14 protein-coding genes are annotated in these 18,527 nt (G+C 64.3%); 7 read left to right on the plus strand and 7 right to left on the minus strand.

The annotated features are described in order from the left end of the window. Nucleotides 1-464: 464 nt before the first annotated feature. The 4 genes from INP52_RS02640 to INP52_RS02655 all read right to left on the minus strand — a co-directional run bounded on the left by INP52_RS02640 (nucleotide 465) and on the right by INP52_RS02655 (nucleotide 4,569). A complete protein-coding gene (locus tag INP52_RS02640) occupies nucleotides 465-1,682 on the minus strand; it encodes a M20 family metallopeptidase (protein ID WP_194372180.1) in 1,218 nt (405 codons plus the stop codon). A 100-nt stretch (nucleotides 1,683-1,782) separates the two neighbouring features. Further along, nucleotides 1,783-3,363 carry a TerB N-terminal domain-containing protein gene (locus INP52_RS02645; RefSeq protein ID WP_228478389.1) on the minus strand — a complete coding sequence of 527 codons (1,581 nt, stop codon included), beginning with the start codon at nucleotides 3,361-3,363 and terminating at the stop codon, nucleotides 1,783-1,785. Between the two features lie 129 nt (nucleotides 3,364-3,492). Beyond that, nucleotides 3,493-4,263, minus strand: coding sequence for a peroxide stress protein YaaA (yaaA, locus tag INP52_RS02650; RefSeq protein WP_228478390.1), 771 nt, complete (start codon nucleotides 4,261-4,263; stop codon nucleotides 3,493-3,495). A 9-nt stretch (nucleotides 4,264-4,272) separates the two neighbouring features. Continuing rightward, nucleotides 4,273-4,569, minus strand: coding sequence for a DUF554 family protein (locus INP52_RS02655; protein ID WP_194372181.1), 297 nt, complete (start codon nucleotides 4,567-4,569; stop codon nucleotides 4,273-4,275). A gap of 70 nt (nucleotides 4,570-4,639) precedes the next feature. Here INP52_RS02655 and INP52_RS02660 point away from each other — a divergent pair, with 70 nt between their 5' ends. From INP52_RS02660 to INP52_RS02680, 5 genes are all read left to right on the plus strand, one after another. Next, on the plus strand, nucleotides 4,640-5,497 hold the full coding sequence (locus tag INP52_RS02660; RefSeq protein WP_194372182.1) for a spermidine synthase: 858 nt from the start codon (nucleotides 4,640-4,642) through the stop codon (nucleotides 5,495-5,497). A 144-nt stretch (nucleotides 5,498-5,641) separates the two neighbouring features. Then, nucleotides 5,642-7,666 (plus strand): molecular chaperone HtpG, encoded by a 2,025-nt coding sequence (gene htpG / locus INP52_RS02665; protein WP_194372183.1) that lies wholly within the window; start codon nucleotides 5,642-5,644, stop codon nucleotides 7,664-7,666. 181 nt (nucleotides 7,667-7,847) lie between these two features. Next, on the plus strand, nucleotides 7,848-9,170 hold the full coding sequence (locus INP52_RS02670) for a CHAD domain-containing protein (RefSeq protein WP_194372184.1): 1,323 nt from the start codon (nucleotides 7,848-7,850) through the stop codon (nucleotides 9,168-9,170). 1 nt (nucleotide 9,171) lies between these two features. Further along, entirely contained in the window at nucleotides 9,172-10,584 is a 1,413-nt protein-coding gene (fumC, locus tag INP52_RS02675) for a class II fumarate hydratase (protein ID WP_228478391.1), read from the plus strand. Beyond that, complete coding sequence (locus tag INP52_RS02680; RefSeq protein ID WP_194372185.1) at nucleotides 10,585-11,925, plus strand: O-acetylhomoserine aminocarboxypropyltransferase/cysteine synthase family protein; 1,341 nt, start codon at nucleotides 10,585-10,587, stop codon at nucleotides 11,923-11,925. It abuts the gene before it with no gap. A 331-nt stretch (nucleotides 11,926-12,256) separates the two neighbouring features. Here INP52_RS02680 and INP52_RS02685 read toward each other — a convergent pair whose 3' ends face one another. The 3 genes from INP52_RS02685 to INP52_RS02695 all read right to left on the minus strand — a co-directional run bounded on the left by INP52_RS02685 (nucleotide 12,257) and on the right by INP52_RS02695 (nucleotide 15,248). Further along, nucleotides 12,257-12,682, minus strand: coding sequence for an FKBP-type peptidyl-prolyl cis-trans isomerase (locus INP52_RS02685; protein WP_194372187.1), 426 nt, complete (start codon nucleotides 12,680-12,682; stop codon nucleotides 12,257-12,259). A 164-nt stretch (nucleotides 12,683-12,846) separates the two neighbouring features. Then, nucleotides 12,847-14,016, minus strand: a complete 1,170-nt coding sequence (locus INP52_RS02690; RefSeq protein WP_194372841.1) for an IS256 family transposase — start codon at nucleotides 14,014-14,016, stop codon at nucleotides 12,847-12,849. A gap of 236 nt (nucleotides 14,017-14,252) precedes the next feature. Continuing rightward, nucleotides 14,253-15,248, minus strand: a complete 996-nt coding sequence (locus INP52_RS02695; protein ID WP_194372189.1) for an AraC family transcriptional regulator — start codon at nucleotides 15,246-15,248, stop codon at nucleotides 14,253-14,255. A gap of 148 nt (nucleotides 15,249-15,396) precedes the next feature. Here INP52_RS02695 and INP52_RS02700 point away from each other — a divergent pair, with 148 nt between their 5' ends. Together INP52_RS02700 and INP52_RS02705 are read left to right on the plus strand one after the other, a co-directional pair. Further along, a complete protein-coding gene (locus INP52_RS02700) occupies nucleotides 15,397-16,869 on the plus strand; it encodes a glycoside hydrolase family 1 protein (RefSeq protein WP_194372191.1) in 1,473 nt (490 codons plus the stop codon). Between the two features lie 46 nt (nucleotides 16,870-16,915). Next, nucleotides 16,916-18,325 carry a PTS transporter subunit EIIC gene (locus INP52_RS02705; protein WP_194372193.1) on the plus strand — a complete coding sequence of 470 codons (1,410 nt, stop codon included), beginning with the start codon at nucleotides 16,916-16,918 and terminating at the stop codon, nucleotides 18,323-18,325. The last annotated feature ends 202 nt before the right edge of the window (nucleotides 18,326-18,527 follow it).

The following is an 18,527-nucleotide window of genomic DNA, read 5'->3' on the forward strand; positions in this document are numbered from 1 at the left end:
CGCTCACGAATAGGGAGCCATGGCGGGGCCGAGGGGCAAAATGCGCAAGAATCACGGCCTACGGCACGTGGCGTGAAGCCCCCACGTGCCGTAGCGCTCTATCCGTGAGCACTAGTGCGTGCCTGTTTTGTGTCCCACAACAGCGCGCTTCAGATCCGCGGCTGCCAACAGCGTGCACGCGACGGCTGTGAATACATCCCGGCTCGTCTCGTAGTCGAAGAGGGCGGAGGAAAGGGAGAGGGCCGTGATCGCGGCAAGCCACACCAGGAAGCATGCCGTCAGCGCGCACAGTATGCGGTGTGAGCTGCTGCCGGCAGCGAGCGCGAAGACCCCCGGAGGGGTCTGACGTTTTTATGTATGGGCCGAGACACGCATAATTTTTTCTCGATTATGAGAATTTCTCGTGACCTGCGGTTTTGTAGAAGAATTACTTATTTATGTAGGTCTCGACCCATACATAAATCCTAGAAGCAGGTCGTGAGCGCGAGGTCCGTGAGCACGGCCTGGGCGCGGCGGACGTCGGCGTGGGGGACGTACTCGTTGGGCTTGTGCGCGAGCGCCAGCGAGCCGGGCCCGTAGGACAGGCAGGTGCGGTTGCCGGTCTTTCCGGCGATGACGGCCGTGTCGGTGTAGCCGGTGAAGACGCTCACCTCGGCCGGGCTTCCGCAGACGCGCCCGGTGGCGGCCACGAGGGCGGCGAGAAGCGGCGAGTCCGGGTCGCGCTCGATGGCGGGGCGGTCGCCAGTGATGACGTAGGAGCCCCGGGCCCCGGGCACCGCAGCCTCGGCCGCCGCGATGGCGTCTTCGACGATGCGCGTGGCCGCCTTCGTGTCGCAGGGCGGCACGAGCCTGAGGTCGATCCACACCTTGCAGGAGTCGGGCACCACGTAGGGGCGGTAGCCGCCCTCGATCTGCCCAAAGGTCACGGTCGAGCGCCCGAGCTCGTCGTGGACGGGCTGGTCCTCGATGGCGCGACGGATATGGCTCACGGCCTCGGCCATGGCCGCAATGGCGTCGGCGCCCTTCCACGGCTGGCTCGCGTGTGCCGTGACGCCGTCCATCGTGAGCTCGAACCAGGTGCGGCCCTTATGGGCCACCTGGATCTGCGCGTCGGTGGGTTCGGTGTCGAGGACCCACTCGTTGCGGCCGACCCAGCCGGCGTCGAGCGCGGCCTCGATGCCGCGCATGAAGTCCTCCTCGTCGACCGAGCACAGAAGGGAGAGGCCGCGCCGAGGCAGCCCGGCCCGCCGCCCGACCTCCTCGAGCACGCGCGAGAAGGCCACCAGCGAGCTGGCAAGGCCGCTCTTCATGTCGCAGGAGCCGCGACCGTAGAGCCGCGCGTCGCGCACAATGCCGCCGAGAGGATCGAGGCCGGGGCCCCAGCCGTCGCCGAGCGTCACGGTGTCCATATGGCAGCTGTAGACGAGGCACGGCTCGGCGAAGGTCCCGGGGATGCTCGCCATGAGGTCGCGCCGGCCAGGCAGCACCTCGAGCTCCTGGATGCGGACCTTCTCGGCAAGCTCCTGGGGCAGGCGTGCGACGCGCTCCTCGAGCCAGGCCTTGACGAACCGCTCGATCTGGTCCTCGTAGGCCCCCGGGTCTGAGCTGTCGATGCGCACCAGCTCGGCCGTCAGCCGCCAGGCCTCGTCCTCGTTCTTGTCCGTTCGCGCCGTTACCGTCATGTGAGCCTCCCTTGTCCCTGTGTGCGCCCATCATAGCCTGGGTCAGACAATAAGTTAGCCCGTGCTACTTTTCGTTCTGCCAGCGGTCAGCGGTTAGCGGTCAGGCGTCGGCGCCGAGCGCCTGGCGCACGTCGTCGCAGTAGTCCTCTATGACGCGGGGGGCGCCGTCGGGGCCAAACTCGAGGGCCGTGTCGCCGAGCAGGTCAAAGAGCTTCTCGTTGATGGCGTCGACCATGAGGTCGGCCGAGCCGGCGGCGGCTGGGGCCTGGCCGTCGAGCAGCGCGCGGAGAAACGCAAGCTCCTCGGGGGCAAGGCCGAGGAGCGCCTTGTCGGCGGACAGCGCCGCAAGTTCGCCCATCGGCTCCTCGACCGGAGCGGCCGCTGCCTCTTCCAGGTCCTGCGCCTCACGCTCCTCGTCCACAAGGAGGCTCTCGCAGGTCACCGCTGCCGTCGCGCGAATCTTCGACAACTGGGAGAGGTCGATCTGCACGTGGCGCGGGGCGTGCGCGCGCTTCCACTCCAGGTAGTCCCCTACCTCTCGGTCGATGAGCCTCACGAGGTACTTGGGGTCCCCGCGCTCCTTGAGCGCGTGGGGATAGTCCAGCGCGGCGCGCAGCTGTCGGTCCGTTGCGCGCAGGACCTGGCCGAGCTTGGAGCTGCGCCCGCCCCCGTCATGGAGCCCGTCGCAGGTCCAGATGCCCCCGCGGCACTCGTAGTGGCGGGTCTCGTCGAGCTCGTAGACGCAGTCCTCGTGGCGTGCGCCCGGATAGAACAGGGCCGACGCGAACATGAGGTGGGGCATGGGGTGGCGCGTGCCAAAGAGGCTCTCCACGAGGCCCTGCGTGCGGCTGCTGCGATAGTAGCGCGTCAGGCGATCGAAGACGGCGCAGCTCACGCGCATCAGGTCTTCGGGCGCGTCCTTGAAGAGGCGCGACTCTTGGGGCCGATAGGTGGAGAGCGCGTCAAGCGCGGCAAAGAGCTCGTCGTCTGCGGCGGGGTCCGTTCCGTAGGCGCGCTCGGCGTGGCGGCGCCCCTTCGCGGGCGGCTCGGCGAGCGCGCGCCGAGCCGCCCGAGCGAGGACAAAGACGGCGCGGTCATGCGCGGCGTCCATGTAGGCGGCGGCCAGTCGGGCGTCGAGCCCGTGGTAGACCACGTAGTCGACGAGCCAGGGGCGCGCGTAGCGGTCCAGGGAGGGCTCGACTTCCCGATAGCTCTTCCAGAAGGACTCGAGCGCGGCGAAGGCCGGCTCGCCGGGCTCCACGCCGACGCCGTTGATGAGCTCGTAGAGGCGGACGTAGGCAAACGCCGCCGAGGTCTTCTCCACGCGACCGTGGCGCACGTGCGTCCGCCACGTGAAGTAGCCGCGCAGCTGCGGGTCGCTCATGGCGTCGTAGGTGGGGAAGTAGCTCGAGAAGGTGCCGTGATAGGGGAAGTCGTCCTCGTAGCCGGCCACGAGGCGCGCCTGCTCCACGAAGAGCCGCGCGCTCGACCAGGCGCGGGCCTGCGGCGTGCGTGCGAGGGCGCGCATCTGTTGGCAGGGCTTGGGCAGGTAGTTGGGCATCTGCGAGCCGCGACGGATGAGGGGCTCGTCCTGGTAGACCCGGGGGCTCGAGAAGGCGCCTCCGCCTCGGCTTCTGCTGGCGGCGAGGATCTGCTCTATGAGCGCGTCTATGTCGGCCACGGTGCCTCCTCCCGCCTTCGCCTGGCCCCTCATCATACGCGCCCGCCGCGACGATGCCGGGACGGCGGGGCGCCGTCGCGCTCAGGCGGGCCATGTCGTGCGTCGAAGGCCCAAACTGTACCGAGACTCTCACCGAGAGGATGTCGCACGCACGAAGACGAGGGCCCCCTCGTCGGAGAGGTTCCGGTCGAGCGCATAGCCACGCTGGTCGAACTCCTCGAGCTCTGCCGGGTCCTGCGCGCCGCGCTCGGCGCACCAGCGAATGAAGGTGCCGCGCGCGGTCTTGGCCTCGGTGGCGCACTGTCTCAGGCGTCCCTCGCGCATGGTGCCAAAGAGGCAGGTCAGGACCTGCGGTCCGTCGGGTCGCACCCAGCGCGTGACGGCGCGGGCGTACTCGACGGAGGCCACGTTGACCACGAGGTCGCACTCCCGGGCCAGGGCCTCGTAGAGCGCGTCTCCCCAGAACGCGTAGAGGTCGCGCGCGTCGCCCACGGAAAGGCGCGCCTGCATTTCCAGGCGATAGGGGACCACGCCGTCGAGGGGGCGCAGCATACCGTAGAGCCCCGAGAGGATGCGCAGGTGGGTGTCGAGCCAGGCGAGCTCCCGCTCGTCCATTACCCCGGCGGCCAGATGCTGGTACTGGATGCCCTCATAGGCCACGGCGGCCGCGGTGACGCCGCGCGTGAGGTCCATGCCTCGCAGCCGCTCGTAGTTGAGAACGGCAAGGCGGTCGCTGCAGCGCCAGAGCCCCTGCGCCTCCGGAAGCGTCAGGCCTCGCAGGGCGCAGGCGAGCTCCTCCGACCGGCCCAGAAACGCCGCCTCGCGCACCGGCCAGGGCGGTGCGTCCTGGACCCGCATCTTCTTTGCGGGAGAGGCGATGATGCGCAGCGTCTGGGACATGCGCGACCCCTAGCCCACGAAGGCGGGCGCCGTGGCCACGACCACGGCGGGCAGCATGTTGGCCGGCTTGAAGGTGCGTGGCCACGCGAGATTCACGCCTACGCAGAAGATGAGTATCGATCCCACGAGCGAGAGGTTGCCCAGCACCGCGGCCGTCATGACCGGCTCGAGCAGGTGGGCGAGGGCCGTGAAGGACCCCTGGAGGACCGCCACGGGCAGCGCCGCGAGGAGGCAGCCGCGCCCGAGGAGCCCCACGAGCCCTCCCGCAACGATGCAGGCCACGTTGATGATGGTGCCCAACCCCATAGTTCCTCCCTTTGCAAAGGCACATACTAGCAAGGTGTCAGCGCTGCTCGTCGGTCGAGGGGAGCCACTCGTGCCCAATGGAAACAGACGTCGCCTCGCCGCCCTCGTCGCGGGCGTCGTGGCCGCGGCCGCCCTCGCTCGGCGCGCGCTCGTCTTGGACGCGCACCTCCTGCGCACGATGGCGGGACCGGCCCTCGTCTACACGACGCGCGACGCGGACGGAGCGCCCCTGCGGGTCCTGCGCACCGGGGACGTCTACCAGTCGGCCACCTACCTTGGCGAGCGGCGCATGGAGCCGCCCTTTGCCTACCATCGCTCGTTCGCCCGGGCCTTCGACCTCGTGCCCGACGCGCGTCGGCTCCTCGTGATCGGGGGAGGCGGCTTTGCGTTTCCCAAGCTCGTGGCCACCGAGCATCCCCGCGTGCGCACGGACGCCGTGGAGGTGGACCCCGCCGTGGTCGAGGCCGCGCGCCGCTGGTTCTTCCTGGACGAGGCCATAGCGACGCAGCGCGCGGGCGGCGGGGAGCTCAGCGTCATCGTGGACGACGGGCGTCGCTTCCTGGACCGCGCGACTGCGGGAAGCTACGACGTCATGGTCGTGGACGCCTTCGTGGGCTCCGAGCCCGTGGCCTCGCTGGCCACGGCCGAGGCCGCCGCGAGCGCCCGGCGCGCCCTCGGCCCCAAGGGAGTCTACCTGGCCAATGTGGTCTCGCGTGAGGGCGGCGCAGACGTGGGCTTTCTGCGCGGAGCCGTGGCGACTCTGGCCACGGCCTTCGCCCACGTGAGCGTGGTCTGTGCCACGGACGAGGCCCGGGCGGGCGAGGACAACTACCTCGTCATCGCCTCCGCCGCCGCGCTCGACCTCCCCGACGCCATAGCCTACGATGCCGACTTCCTGGGTCCCGTCCTACGTGACGCTGACTTGTGAGTCCGCGTCGCTCAGCCGCGCTTCTCGCGGAGCACGTAAATCTAAGCGCTCGTGGCTGAGGTTTTCTCAGCGTCTCGCATAGCGGTCGCGCGAAACGGGTAAACTGCTCCACGTTGAATAGGCACCGCGAAAGGGGAGCGCACCATGCGCAAGTTCAAGACGGAGAGCAAGAAGCTTCTGGACCTCATGATCAACTCGATCTACACCAACCACGAGATCTTCCTGCGCGAGCTCGTCTCCAACGCGTCGGACGCGATCGACAAGCTCTACCTCAAGAGCCTGACCGACTCCTCCGTCCAGGTCGACCAGGCCAACCTCGCCATCAACGTGGCCTTTGACAAGGACGCCCGCACCATCACCGTCTCGGACAACGGCATCGGCATGACCTCCGACGAGCTCGAGAAGAACCTCGGCACCATCGCCCACTCCGGCTCCGAGGAGTTCAAGGCGGAAAACGCCCAGAGCCAGGGCGACGCGGTAGACATCATCGGCCGCTTCGGCGTGGGCTTCTACTCCGCCTTCATGGTGGCCAAGGAGGTCAGCGTGACCACGCGCGCCTACGGCTCCGACGAGTGCTTCCGTTGGACCTCGGATGGCATCGAGGGTTACACGATCTCGCCGGTCACCGCGGACGATCCAATATATAGGGCCCAGAGCGGCTCGGACATCGTCTTGACCCTCAAGGACAACACCGACGACGTCAGCTACGACGAGTTCCTCTCCGAGTACAAGCTCAAGGACCTCATCACCCGTTACAGCAACTACGTGCGCTACCCCGTCAAGATGCTCGTCACCAAGAGCCGCCAGAAGGATAAGCCGGCCGATGCGGGCGACGACTACAAGCCCGAGTGGGAGGACTACACCGAGCTCGACACCGTGAACTCGATGACCCCCATCTGGAAGAAGCGCGCCGCCGACGTCACCAAAGAGGAGTACGCGGAGTTCTACAAGTCCACCTTCCACGACTGGGCCGACCCGGCGCGCACCTTCAGCCTGCACGCCGAGGGCGCGCTCGAGTACGACGCGCTGCTGTTCATCCCCGGCCAGGCCCCCTTCGACCTCTACAGCCGCGACTACGAGAAGGGCCTCGAGCTCTACAGCTCCAACGTCCTCATCATGGAAAAGTGCGCCGACCTCGTGCCTGACTACTACAATTTCGTGCGCGGCGTGGTCGACTCCTCGGACGTCTCGCTCAACATCTCGCGCGAGACCCTCCAGCAGACCCGCCAGCTCCAGGCCATGTCCCGCAGGATCGAGAAGAAGATCACCTCAGAGCTGGGGGCCCTGCGCGACGATGACCGCGAGGCCTACGAGAAGTTCTTCGAGAACTTCGGGCGCGGTCTCAAGTACGGCCTCTACCAGAGCTACGGCTCAAAGAAGGACGAGCTCGCGGACCTCTTGCTGTTCTGGAGCGCCCGCGAGGAGAAGATGGTGACGCTGGCCGAGTACGCCGCCGCCATGCCGGACGGCCAGGCCGCGATCTACTACGCCGCCGGCGACGACCGTGAGCGCCTGGCCAAGATGCCGGTGGTCAAGGCCGTGCTCGCCAAGGGCTACGACGTGCTGCTCTGCACCGCTGACGTGGACGAGTTCTGCTTCCAGGCCATGCGAGACTTCGAGGCCAAGGGCCTGCCCAAGGCCTACGAGTCTGACGAGGCCCGCGAGGCGGCTGCCCAGGCCGTGGCCGACGGCGCTGAGCCCGAGCTCGAGGACCGCACGCTCGAGCTCAAGAACGTCTCCGCAGGCGACCTCGACCTGGCCACGGACGAGGAGAAGTCCGCCGCCCAGGAGGCCACCAAGGCCAACGAGGACCTGTTCAACGCCATGAAGGAGGCGTTGGGCGACAAGGTCGAGAAGGTCGCGGTCTCCACGCGCCTCGCCGGCGACGACGCGCCGGCCGTGATTACCTCCGAGGGCCCGGTCTCCCTGGGCATGGAGAAGGTCCTTTCGGCCGGCCCCGAGTCCGGCGAGGCCCCCAAGGCCACGCGCGTGCTCGAGGTCAACGCCGCCCACCCGGTCTTCGAGAAGCTCAGGGCCGCCCAGGACTCGGGCGACAAGGAGCGCCTCTCGTTGTACGCGGGGCTCCTCTACGACCAGGCGCTTCTCGTCGAGGGCATCATGCCCACCGACCCCGTGGCCTTTGCCTCCCAGGTCTGCAAGCTCATGTAGAGCTCGCTCCCGCGCCTCTTCGCGACAGTGTCTTCGAGCGCGCCCCCGGCTTCGGGGGCGCGCTTTTTGTCGCGCCTGCTCTCGACGCCTGCCGTCTGCCGTCGCACCCGGTCCCTCGCGCCCCCGAATTGCTATCCTTAGAGGTCCGTCACGTCCGCAGGAAGCGTTGATCGGGGGAGACATGGTCAAGATGCTGGTTCTTGTTCGGCACGGCGTGCCCGAGGCGGTCTCCGCCTCTGGCTCGGACTTCGATCGCCGCCTCACGCCCTCGGGCGTCCGCGCCCTCGAGCAGGCCTATCCGCGCACGTTCGGCCTGCTCGCAGACGGCCTCGAGGCCGCGCTCTGGAGCAGCCCGGCCGTGCGTGCCCTCGAGACGGCCCAGGTCGTGGCCGACGTCGTGGACGCCCCCGGCATCGAGGCGCGCGACTCCCTCTACGCGCAGGACCTGCCGGCGTTTCTCGGCGAGCTCGAGGCTGCGGACGCTGAGACCGTCGTGGCCGTGGGCCACGCGCCGTTCGTGGACCTTGCCGCCACGCGTCTCGTGGGCACGGCACCCACGTTCGACAAGGGCGGCGTTGCCGCGATCGAGCTGCCCGAGGGGCCGCACGCGCCCGGTCGCCTGCGCTGGTTCGTGGCCGGACCCGACGCCGCCGTCTGGGAGGAGCTCGCGGTGGTGGAGCGCGCCGTCGCGGGGGCCGCCGCCGACCTCGTGGGCCTCGCGCGGGAGTTCCTCGCCACGCCCGAGGACGCGGAGGCGCTGCGCTCCTTCAGGGTCGCGCTGCGGCGCGTCCGCTCACTTCTGCAGTTCCTCGGATCCTGGCAGTCCAAGAAGCAGAACCGCCGCTCGGAGCATGCGCTCAAGGAGCTCCAGACGGCCTCCGGGCGCCTGCGCTCCCTCGACATCCTCGCACAGACCGTCGCCGACCTCGTGGAGGGCGGCGAGCTTGCCGAGAATAGCCTCCTGCCCCTTGCGACGGCGAAGGAGCGTGCGCTCGAGTGCTCCTCGCTTCTGGAGTTCATGCGCGCGCAGCACTCGGGCAAGGGGCTGTCCCGCCTGTCCGATGACCTCGCTGACCTGAGCTGGAAGTCTCGCGTCCTTGTGAGCGGCCTTACCGAGCAGGACTTCCAGGCGCGCTTCGACGAGGAGCTCGCGGCGGTCGACGATGACCTCTTCGGCCTCGACCTGCGCGACGAGGACGCGGTCTTCTCCGCGCGCCGCGACGCCAAGGAGATGCACTACGTGGCCGAGCGCCTGGGCGCCGTCTTGGGCCCCGAGCGTGCGCAGATGAGCGAGTACATGGACGAGATCCAGGTCGAGCTGGGTGCCCTGTCCGACGCGCGCAGAAACCAGCGCCTCGCCGAGGAGTGCGCGCGCAGCCCGCGCTTCGGCGGCGTTCGCGCCGACCTGGGCGTCGTTGCGCGCGACCAGTCCGAAGTCGTCTCGGCGATCACCTCGGGCCTCGAGCGCCTCGAGGTCGGCGGTCGCCCGGGGAAGGACCACTAGCGTGGGCGAAGACGCAGGCGCTGCAGCGCGGGACGCGGGCGTAGACGCGGCAGCCTTCCGCGTCGAGCGCGACTCGATGGGGGAGATGCGCGTGCCGCCCGGAGCCCTCTGGGGTGCCCAGACCGAGCGCAGTCACGAGAACTTTCCCATAGGCACGGAACGCATGCCCGTCGAGGTTGTGCGCGCCCTCGCGCTGGTCAAGAAGGCAGCGGCGCGGGCCAACTGCGCGCTGGGGCAGCTCGACGCCACCGACGCCGGTCTTATCTGCGCCGCTGCCGACGAGGTCCTCGCCGGTGACCACGACGAGGACTTCCCGCTCTTGGTCTGGCAGACAGGCTCGGGCACGCAATCCAACATGAACATGAACGAGGTGCTCGCCAACAGGGGCAACCAGATTGCGGGAGCCCGGAGGCTGCATCCCAACGACACCGTGAACATGAGCCAGTCGTCCAACGACACCTTCCCCACGGCCATGCACGTGGCCGCCGCACGCGCGCTGACGGGGCGGCTGCTGCCGGCGATCGACGGCCTCGTGGCCACCTTCCGCGACCTGGAGGCCGCAAGCGCGGGCGTGGTCAAGAGCGGGCGCACGCACCTGCAGGACGCGGTGCCCATCTCCTTCTCCCAGGAGGTCTCGGGCTGGCGCGGGCTTCTCGAGTCCTCGCGCGACCAGCTCGAGGCCAGCCTCGACCCCCTCATGCGCCTGGCGCTCGGAGGCACGGCGGTGGGCACCGGGCTCAACGCCCCCGAGGGCTTCGGCGACGCGGCCGCCGCCGAGCTCGCGCTCCTCACGGGGCTGCCCTTCGTGGGCGACCCCAACAAGTTTCGCGCGCTCACGGGCAAGGACTCCCTGGTCTTCAGCCACGGGGCCGTCAAGGGGCTCGCCGCCAACATGATGAAGATCGCCAACGACGTGCGCTGGCTCGCGTCCGGGCCGCGCCTGGGCCTGGGCGAGATCTCCATCCCGGCCAACGAGCCGGGCAGCTCCATCATGCCGGGCAAGGTCAACCCCACCCAGTGCGAGGCGGTCACCATGGTGGCTGCCCAGGTCATGGGCAACGACTGCGCCATTGGCATCGCGGCCTCGCAGGGCAACTTCGAGCTTAACGTCTTCATGCCCGTGATTGCCTACGACTACCTGCAGTCCGTGCGCCTGCTCGCCGACGCGATTCGCTCGTTCGACGAGCGCTGCGCCTCGGGGATCGTGGCCAACCGCGCGCGGATGCGCCATAACCTGCATGACTCGCTCATGCTCGTGACGTGCCTCAACCCCTGCATCGGCTACGACAACGCGGCGCGCGTGGCCAAGAAGGCCTTCGCCGAGGGCACGTCCCTGCGCGCGGCGTGCGTCTCGCTGGGGCTGCTCACGCCCGAGCGCTTCGACGAGGTGTTCAAACCAGAGGAGATGGTCTAGATGCCCCAGAACCAGAGCGATGCCAAGGGCTCAAGCCCCGATCCAAACCCGAAAGGGAGTCCAAGTCCGAGCATTGACACCCGCTGCGTGCAGGCGGGCTACACGCCCGGTGACGGCGAGCCGCGTCAGGTGCCCATCGTGCAGTCCACGACGTTCAGGTACGACACGTCCGAGCACATGGGTCAGCTCTTCGACCTGGAGGCCCAGGGCTACTTCTACACGCGCCTGCAGAACCCCACCAACGACGCCGTGGCAGCCAAGATCTGCGCGCTCGAGGGTGCGGCGGCGGGCATGCTCACGAGCTCGGGGCAGGCGGCGAACTTCTTCGCGCTGTTCAACATCTGCGAGCAGGGCTCGCACGTGGTGTCGAGCTCGGCCGTCTACGGCGGCACGTTCAACCTGCTCGCGCACACCATGGCAAAGATGGGCATCGAGAGCACGTTCGTCTCGCCAGACTGCACCGACGAGGAGCTCGCGGCGGCCTTCAGGCCCAACACGCGCGCCGTCTTCGGCGAGACGATCGCCAACCCCGCGCTGGCCGTGCTCGACATAGAGCGCTTCGCCACGGCCGCACACGACCACGGTGTGCCCCTGATCGTGGACAACACCTTCCCCACGCCTGTCATGTGCCGGCCCATCGAGTGGGGGACGGACATCGTGACCCACTCCACGACCAAGTACATGGACGGCCACGGCGCCGCGGTGGGGGGCGCGATCGTGGACTCCGGCAACTTCGACTGGATGGCGCACGCGCAGAAGTTCCCCGGCCTCACCGCTCCCGACGAGTCCTATCACGGCATCGTCTATGCGGAGAAGTTCGGTCAGGCAGGTGCCTTCATCACCAAGGCGACCTCCCAGCTCATGCGCGACTTTGGCTCCATCCAGAGCCCGCAGCACGCGTTTTTGCTCAACCTGGGCCTCGAGAGCCTACACGTGCGCATGCCGCAGCACTTCAAGAACGGACTGGCCGTGGCCGAGCACCTCGCCCAGAGCCCGCTCGTCTCCTCGGTCCGCTTCCCGCACCTGCCGGGCGACCCCTACTTCGACCTGGCGCAGAAGTACATGCCCCACGGGGGCAGCGGCGTGGTCTCCTTCGAGCTCGCGGGCGGTCGTGCGGCTGCCGAGAAGTTCATGGCCGCGCTGCGCCTGGCCTCGATCGAGACGCACGTGGCCGACGCGCGCACCTGCTGTTTGCACCCGGCCTCCTCGACGCATCGCCAGATGAACGACGAGGAGCTCGCCGCCGCGGGCATCTCGGCGTCCATGGTGCGCTTCTCGTGCGGCCTCGAGGGCACCGAGGACCTTATCGCTGACATCGACCAGGCCCTCGCCGCGATCTAGCGCGCCGGCTGCGGGGCTCGCTCGAAGTGCCGCACGTGCCCTGCGGTGCCAGGAGCTTCACGCTTCCGCGGGCCCCTTGCGGCGTTTGAAAGTTGATAAAATCCGCAAGTGCCCCGCACGGATAGACAAACTACGGCTCTGCGGGGCGAATGTGGCGCCTGAGAGCCGATAAAAGCCGCATGTGCCCCGCAGAGCCAAACGGGTGCAGCCCCGCGGGCCCTTGCGGCGTTTCAGCAGGCACATGTGACGCATGTGCTCCGCAAGCCCTTCGCAGACAAGAGCGCCCCCGTCACTGCGACGGGGGCGCGTGAATCAGCTTTCTGCGAGCTGCCTACTCGACCCCGAGGAGCTCGATGTTGAAGTTGAGCGCCTGACCGGCGAGCTCGTGGTTCATGTCAAAGGTGATGCTGCCCTCCCCGAGGGCGGCCACCGTGGCCGGGAAGGGCTGGCCGTCCGGCGAGGAGAGCATGACGTGGGCGCCCACCTCGAGCTCCTCGGCACCGGGCAGCGCGCTCAGGGGGATGGTCTGGACGAGCTCGTCACGCTTCAGACCGTAGGCCTCTTCAGCTGGGATGTGCACGTCGCGCACCTCGCCTACGCTCATCTCGCGCACGGCGGCGTCGAAGCCCTTGATCATCTGGCCGGCCATGCAGGTGAAGGCGAGCGGCTCGTCGCGGTCGCGCGAGGAGTCGAACTTCGTGCCGTCGTCGAGGGTGCCCACGTAATGGACCTTGACCTTCTTGCCGTCGTTGCTCATGGGAAGGCTCCCGTTTCTGTCGTCTCCTTCGCAGGGCGCGATTCGCCCTGCGCGTCAGGCCATGGTAGCAGGGTGACCGCGTGGGACCCGCCCGCTTTGTCAAGAATCTTTCGCAAAAAGAGCGAGCATCCAAGGTACGCCGTCGGCTCTGTGCTGGCTTCTCTTCAGGCCTCCGATCCTTCCAACATGGACACGTCCAGGTAGCGTCTCGTTCCCCAGTCCGATTCGGCGACGTACTTGCATCTGGCGGCGACCAGCATCAACGCTGCATGACCGTCGGGAAACGTACCCACCACACGGGTTCGGCGCCTGATCTCGCGATTGAGCCTCTCGATGGCGTTGTTCGTGCGTATTCGTGTCCAATGCTGCATGGGAAAGTTCGTATAGGGCAGCGTCTCTGCGACTCCTTCCCCGACGGTCTTGGCCGCAGTGGGCAGTCGCATGTTCCTAAGCTCGGCGACCACCTCTCCAACCTTCCCCATCGATGCCTCGAAGCTCTCCTGGGCATGAATTGCTTTGAGCATCTTGGCAACGTAGGGCCTCTTGTTCTTGGGAACCTTGGAAAAGACATTGCGATAGAAATGTACGGTCCACCGCTGGCGCCTCGCTTGAGGAAATACTTCCTCGATAGCTCCCGGCATCCCGAGCGATTTGTCACCGGTGAGCATGCGTACGCCCCTGAGGCCGCGATCTTTCAACCAGGCCAGGAACTCTTTCCATGAATCCTTGGTCTCGGTGAGGCCCTCGGCGCAGCCGATGATCTCACGGTATCCGTCTGCGTTGACGCCGATGGCGACCATCACCGCGACGTTCTCGTACGATCCTCCCCAGCTGCGCTTGAGATAAATGCCATCGATGTAGACGTAGGGGTATTCGCCCTCCAGAGGACGGAGGCGCCATTTCTCGACACTTCCAAATGCCTTCTCGTTGAGATTCGATACCGTGGTGGCGGATACCTTGGAGCCCCTCAGTATCTCGCTCACGTCCTCGATTCTTCTGGTCGAGACCCCAGCCAGACGCATCTCCATCATGGCTTCCTCGACGCTGGTCTCACGACAACGGTATCGTTCGATGACCGCGGTCTCGAAACGCATGCCCTGCAGCTTAGGCACGCTCAGCTCGATCTCGCCGGAAGCGGTCGTGAGCTTGCGCTTGTAATGGCCAGAACGGTAGGCATCGCGTTCGGCCGTGCGCTCGTAGCGCTCCGCGCCCACGAGGTCTTCGGCCTCTTCGTCGAGCATCGCATTGATGGCTTCCCGCACCGTTGTTTTGACAAGTTCTCTCAGGTCGCTCTTTATCGCTTCCTCGTCGACTGATACGATTTGCTCGGATATGGTTCGTCGCTCCCCTCGGGATGTTTGTTTGCGTGGTCGCTGCAAATCATGCCGGCGGTGTTCGGACCGTGTCCATTTCCTTGCCTGGATGTATTCAGCTCTCAATTTGCGAAAGAAATTCTACGTTACCGTATGACTGGTGGCTTCAAGGATGGGGTCGACGCTGTCTTAGGTGCCATATTCGAGCTAGCGTACGACGGCTGGGGACATACCCAAGAACAGCGGGTTACGTCATGTTACGTCCGTGTCGTCTTCTGGTATTCCTTCGGTCCCATCTTGAAGTAGTCTCGGAATTGCCTGTAGAAGTAACTCATGTTGCATATCCCGACTTTCTCGGCTGTCTCGCCAATGGTTAGAGAGGTATTCAGAAGCAGATAGGCTGCTTCGCTCATCTGCTGACTTACTTTGATTTGGCTGAAGGTTTTTCCCGTCTTGCTTTTCAGCAGGTTTCCTAGGTAGTTGGTGCTGTATCCATACTTTGCCGCGGTTGACGTGAGTGTGCATGACTTGTAATTCCGTTCGATGTGGTCAAGTATGTCCACGATCTTGTCACCCGGAGCAGGGACCCTTCCCGATGCTTCCCCTCGGTACGTAAGCCCCCTTATGAGCTCGAGCATGATTGATGTGACATAGCTGGCTTGTAGATGGGAACTATATCGGTCCGGGAAGAAGTATTCCTCGCAGAGTAGTCGCATGAGGTCGTCCATGTTGCCAGCGTATTTTGCTGGAACCAGAAGGAACTTATCGTGTCGCCGTCGTTTGGAGATGTACTCGAAGAGGAAGTTGGTCAGGATTCCCCCGCCTGGCAGACGGCTGAGAAACATCGAGTCGAAGAACTCTTTACGAAAAACCATCGAGATGACGATGTCATTCGCCGTCTTATAGCTGGGAGACGAACGTATGACGTCTGTGTCGAAGATGATGACGTCCCCACGCGAGAGCGAGATTCGTTTTCGGTTTACGAGAAAGCTACAGGTCCCATCATAGACGTAGCTCAACTCCATATCGTGGTTCACATGGGGTGGGATGGTGGTGAAGCGAGTTTCCTTCACAAGGGCGATGCTCCGCTCGAGCAAGGTGTTCTTCCAGTCAAACAGCATTACCTCCTGACCTTCCACATTGACGGTGGGAGTCGTCTGGTAGACGGGGCTCGGCTTTCCAGGATGCTGAATATGCCAGGTCTCGGAATTGGTCATCTGTTGGAGATATGAGTCGAGCTTGACTTCGTCCAAAGCAGTTCTTTCCTCAAGAATAGATGAATATATCATAAACAATATAAGTATATGACATTTACCACTATTTTGCGACCAGATAAACTGCAAGGCAAGAGGCTATTCGGACGAAGACACAGAAGAGGTCTCAGAAGAAGGAGGATGGCGAATGTTGAAGAGTGGGTTCGACGAGGACTTCCTTTGGGGTGGGGCCATTTCAGCATCCCAAGCCGACGGTGGCTGGATGCAGGGAGGGAAGGGAAAGAACACCCAGGACTGTCGTTGGCTTGACGGTACCTGGAGTCATGAGCGGGTCGAGGAGAAGCACCAGAACAACCCCTTCTCGTCCGTGGAACTCGAGACTGCGCTGTCTGACGACGGTACTGATTTCTATCCCTTTAGGCGCGGCATCGACTTCTATCACCATTACAAGGATGACATCGCCCTGTTCGAAGAGATGGGCCTGAGACTCTTCAGGACCTCGATCTGCTGGTCGCGGATCTTCCCTAACGGAGACGATGCAGAGCCGAACGCAGAGGGCATCGCCTTCTACCACGACATGTTCTCTGAGTGTCACAAGCATGGGATAAAGGTCTTCTGCACAATGCTGCACTATGACATCCCCGTGAATCTGGTTACGAAGTACGGAGGCTGGAAAAGTAGGAGAACCATCGAGTTCTTTACCCGTTACGTTGAGACGATCGTCGACGCGCTTGGTGATGTCGTGGACTTCTGGCTTCCCTTTAATGAGTTCAACGCGGGACGCTTCTCCCCGTGGGACGGTGTCTGCCTTGTCCGGGATGCTGAGGGGGACTCCTTTGACCAAGAGGTTTTCCAGTGTTTGCATCATGAGTTCGTTGCGAATGCAAGGGCGGTCCAGATCGTCCATGAGAAATTGCCCGGAACGCCGGTTGGAGGAATGATTGCGCGCTTCTGCACTTATCCAGCGACGTGCAAACCCGAGGACAACCTTCAGGCCATCCAGGATGACCAGTATGCCAATTGGTTCTACACGGATGTCATGACCCGAGGCAAGTATCCGGCATACATGGATCGCTACTTCGACAGGCTCGGAATCAAGATTGAAATCGAGGAGGGAGACGAGGAACTTCTTAGCGAGAATACCGTCGACTTTCTCGCCTTTTCATATTACTTCTCGCAGATCTCCACGACGAGTCAGGGGTGGGAGAAGACGGCGGGCAACCTGGTCATGGCCAACAAGAACCCCTATCTGGAGACCTCTGAATGGGGTTGGCAGATGGACCCCATTGGACTGCGTGTGACTCTCAACCAGATGTGGGATCGCTATCAGCTTCCTCTCTACATAGCGGAGAACGGCCTTGGTACGGCTGACCTCCTCAACGAGGATGGGACCATTCACGATGGCTATCGCATTGACTACCTGCGGCGTCACGTGGAATGCCTGAAGCAGGCCGTCATCGACGGGGTCGACGTTCGAGGCTATATGGTCTGGGGCTTCATAGATGTGGTTGCTTGCGGGCCCCTCACCATGGACAAGCGCTATGGGCTCATCTACGTAGACCTCGACAACTGTGGAAAGGGGTCAGGAAAGCGCTATCGCAAGGATTCGTTCTATTGGTACCAGCGCTGCATCGCGAGCAATGGCAGGGACTTGGACTAGCTCCCAAGCGATGGGAAGTGCAGGCAAAGAAGAGAAGGGATGCATCATGGTTGGCAAGAGCAAGAGAGAGCTCGCGGAGAGGATCCTCGAGCTCGTCGGTGGGGCGGACAACGTCGTCATGGCGACGCATTGCATCACGAGACTACGTCTTAATCTCAGAGATGATTCGAAGGTCGATCTTGAGGCGCTTAAAGGTCTCGAGGGAACGCTGGGGGCACAGGTCAAGGATGGGCAGTGGCAGGTCATCATCGGGCCACAGGTCGAGAGCGTCTACCGCGAGCTCGAACCGCTGCTTGGGAGTATGAAGCTCAGGGGAGAGGTCGGAGTCGATGATGACCAACCCGAACTCAAGAAGAGTGGCAGGGTTCAGATATTCGACATCATCTCTGGAATCTTCTCGCCAATCATCCCCGCCTTGGTCGCGGGTGGCATCATCAAGGGCATCCTAGCGGTCTTTGCGGGCTTCGGCATGGACACCTCTGCCGGGGACTGGGCAATCTTCAGCATGATCTCCGACATCCCGTTCTACTTCCTACCGTTCCTTCTGGCAGTGAGTTGTGCGGACAAGTTCAAGGTAAACCGTTCACTGGCGTTGTGCGTGGCGGGGTCGCTCATGTATCCCACGATCGTCAATGCTATCGGCACGGGAGAGACGCCTCTTACGCTGTTCGGTTTCGCGCTCCCGATCTTCACCTATGCGGACTCCGTCTTCCCGGTCATCTTCGGAGTCGCCGGGCTCGCCCTCGTGTATCACGCAATTGACAAGCTCGTACCCGACCTGTTCAAGCTCGTCGTTGTTCCAGCCGTCTCCCTCGCGATTGTCATCCCGCTGAACCTTCTCGTCCTGGCTCCGATCGGAGCATGGTGTGGCATCGGTCTCGCAAATGGCATCGTGTGGCTCTTCAGCACTCTCGGCCCCATCGCTGGATTTCTATTGGGCTTCTTCATGCCGCTTATTGTTCTCTTTGGCATGCACCAGTCAACGAGTCCCATCCAAATCTCGAACATCGCGACCCTTGGTTACGACTATCTGCTTCCCGTCTCGTTCTGCCATAATCTTGCCGAATCGGGTGCAGCCTTTGGAGCGGCCCTGCGCATGAAGGACGAGAAGCTCAAGTCCGCCGCCTTCACCTGTGCGTTCTCCGCATTTATGGGAATCTCCGAGCCAGCTCTCTTTACCGTGCAGGTTCCCAATCGCACCCCGCTCTACTCCGCGATGATTGCAAACGGAATCGGCGGGGCGCTTACCGTGGTTCTTGGCGTGAAGTGCTTCGGCTTCGTCATGCCCGGAATCACCTCGCTTCCCGTCTACATGGACCCCTCGGGCAATGCGTGGAACATCATCGCCATCGTGATATGCATTGCCCTGACGTGGGTGATTGCCATGGCATGCTCCTTCGTACTGTGGGGCAAGAGCAAGGGCAGCCTGAAAGCCAAGAGCGAGGTGGCCGCATAGCGCAGGCTGCGAGTCCGAGGCGTTCTGCGACCTTGAGCTATGTAAGTAGAGCGGTACCGAATAGCCCACCATCTTCGTTGGATGGTGGGCTATTTCGTGCAGGAATATGATCGCTGGTTCAGTTACGACGAACGTCCATCGGTAGTGTCTCAAAAGTTGGTGTAAGCGGTGCCTTCGCCCGTGAACCCGCTTCCTCCTAACG

It is taken from the genome of Thermophilibacter immobilis, from assembly GCF_015277515.1.
GTDB classification, from domain to species: Bacteria; Actinomycetota; Coriobacteriia; order Coriobacteriales; family Atopobiaceae; genus Thermophilibacter; species Thermophilibacter immobilis.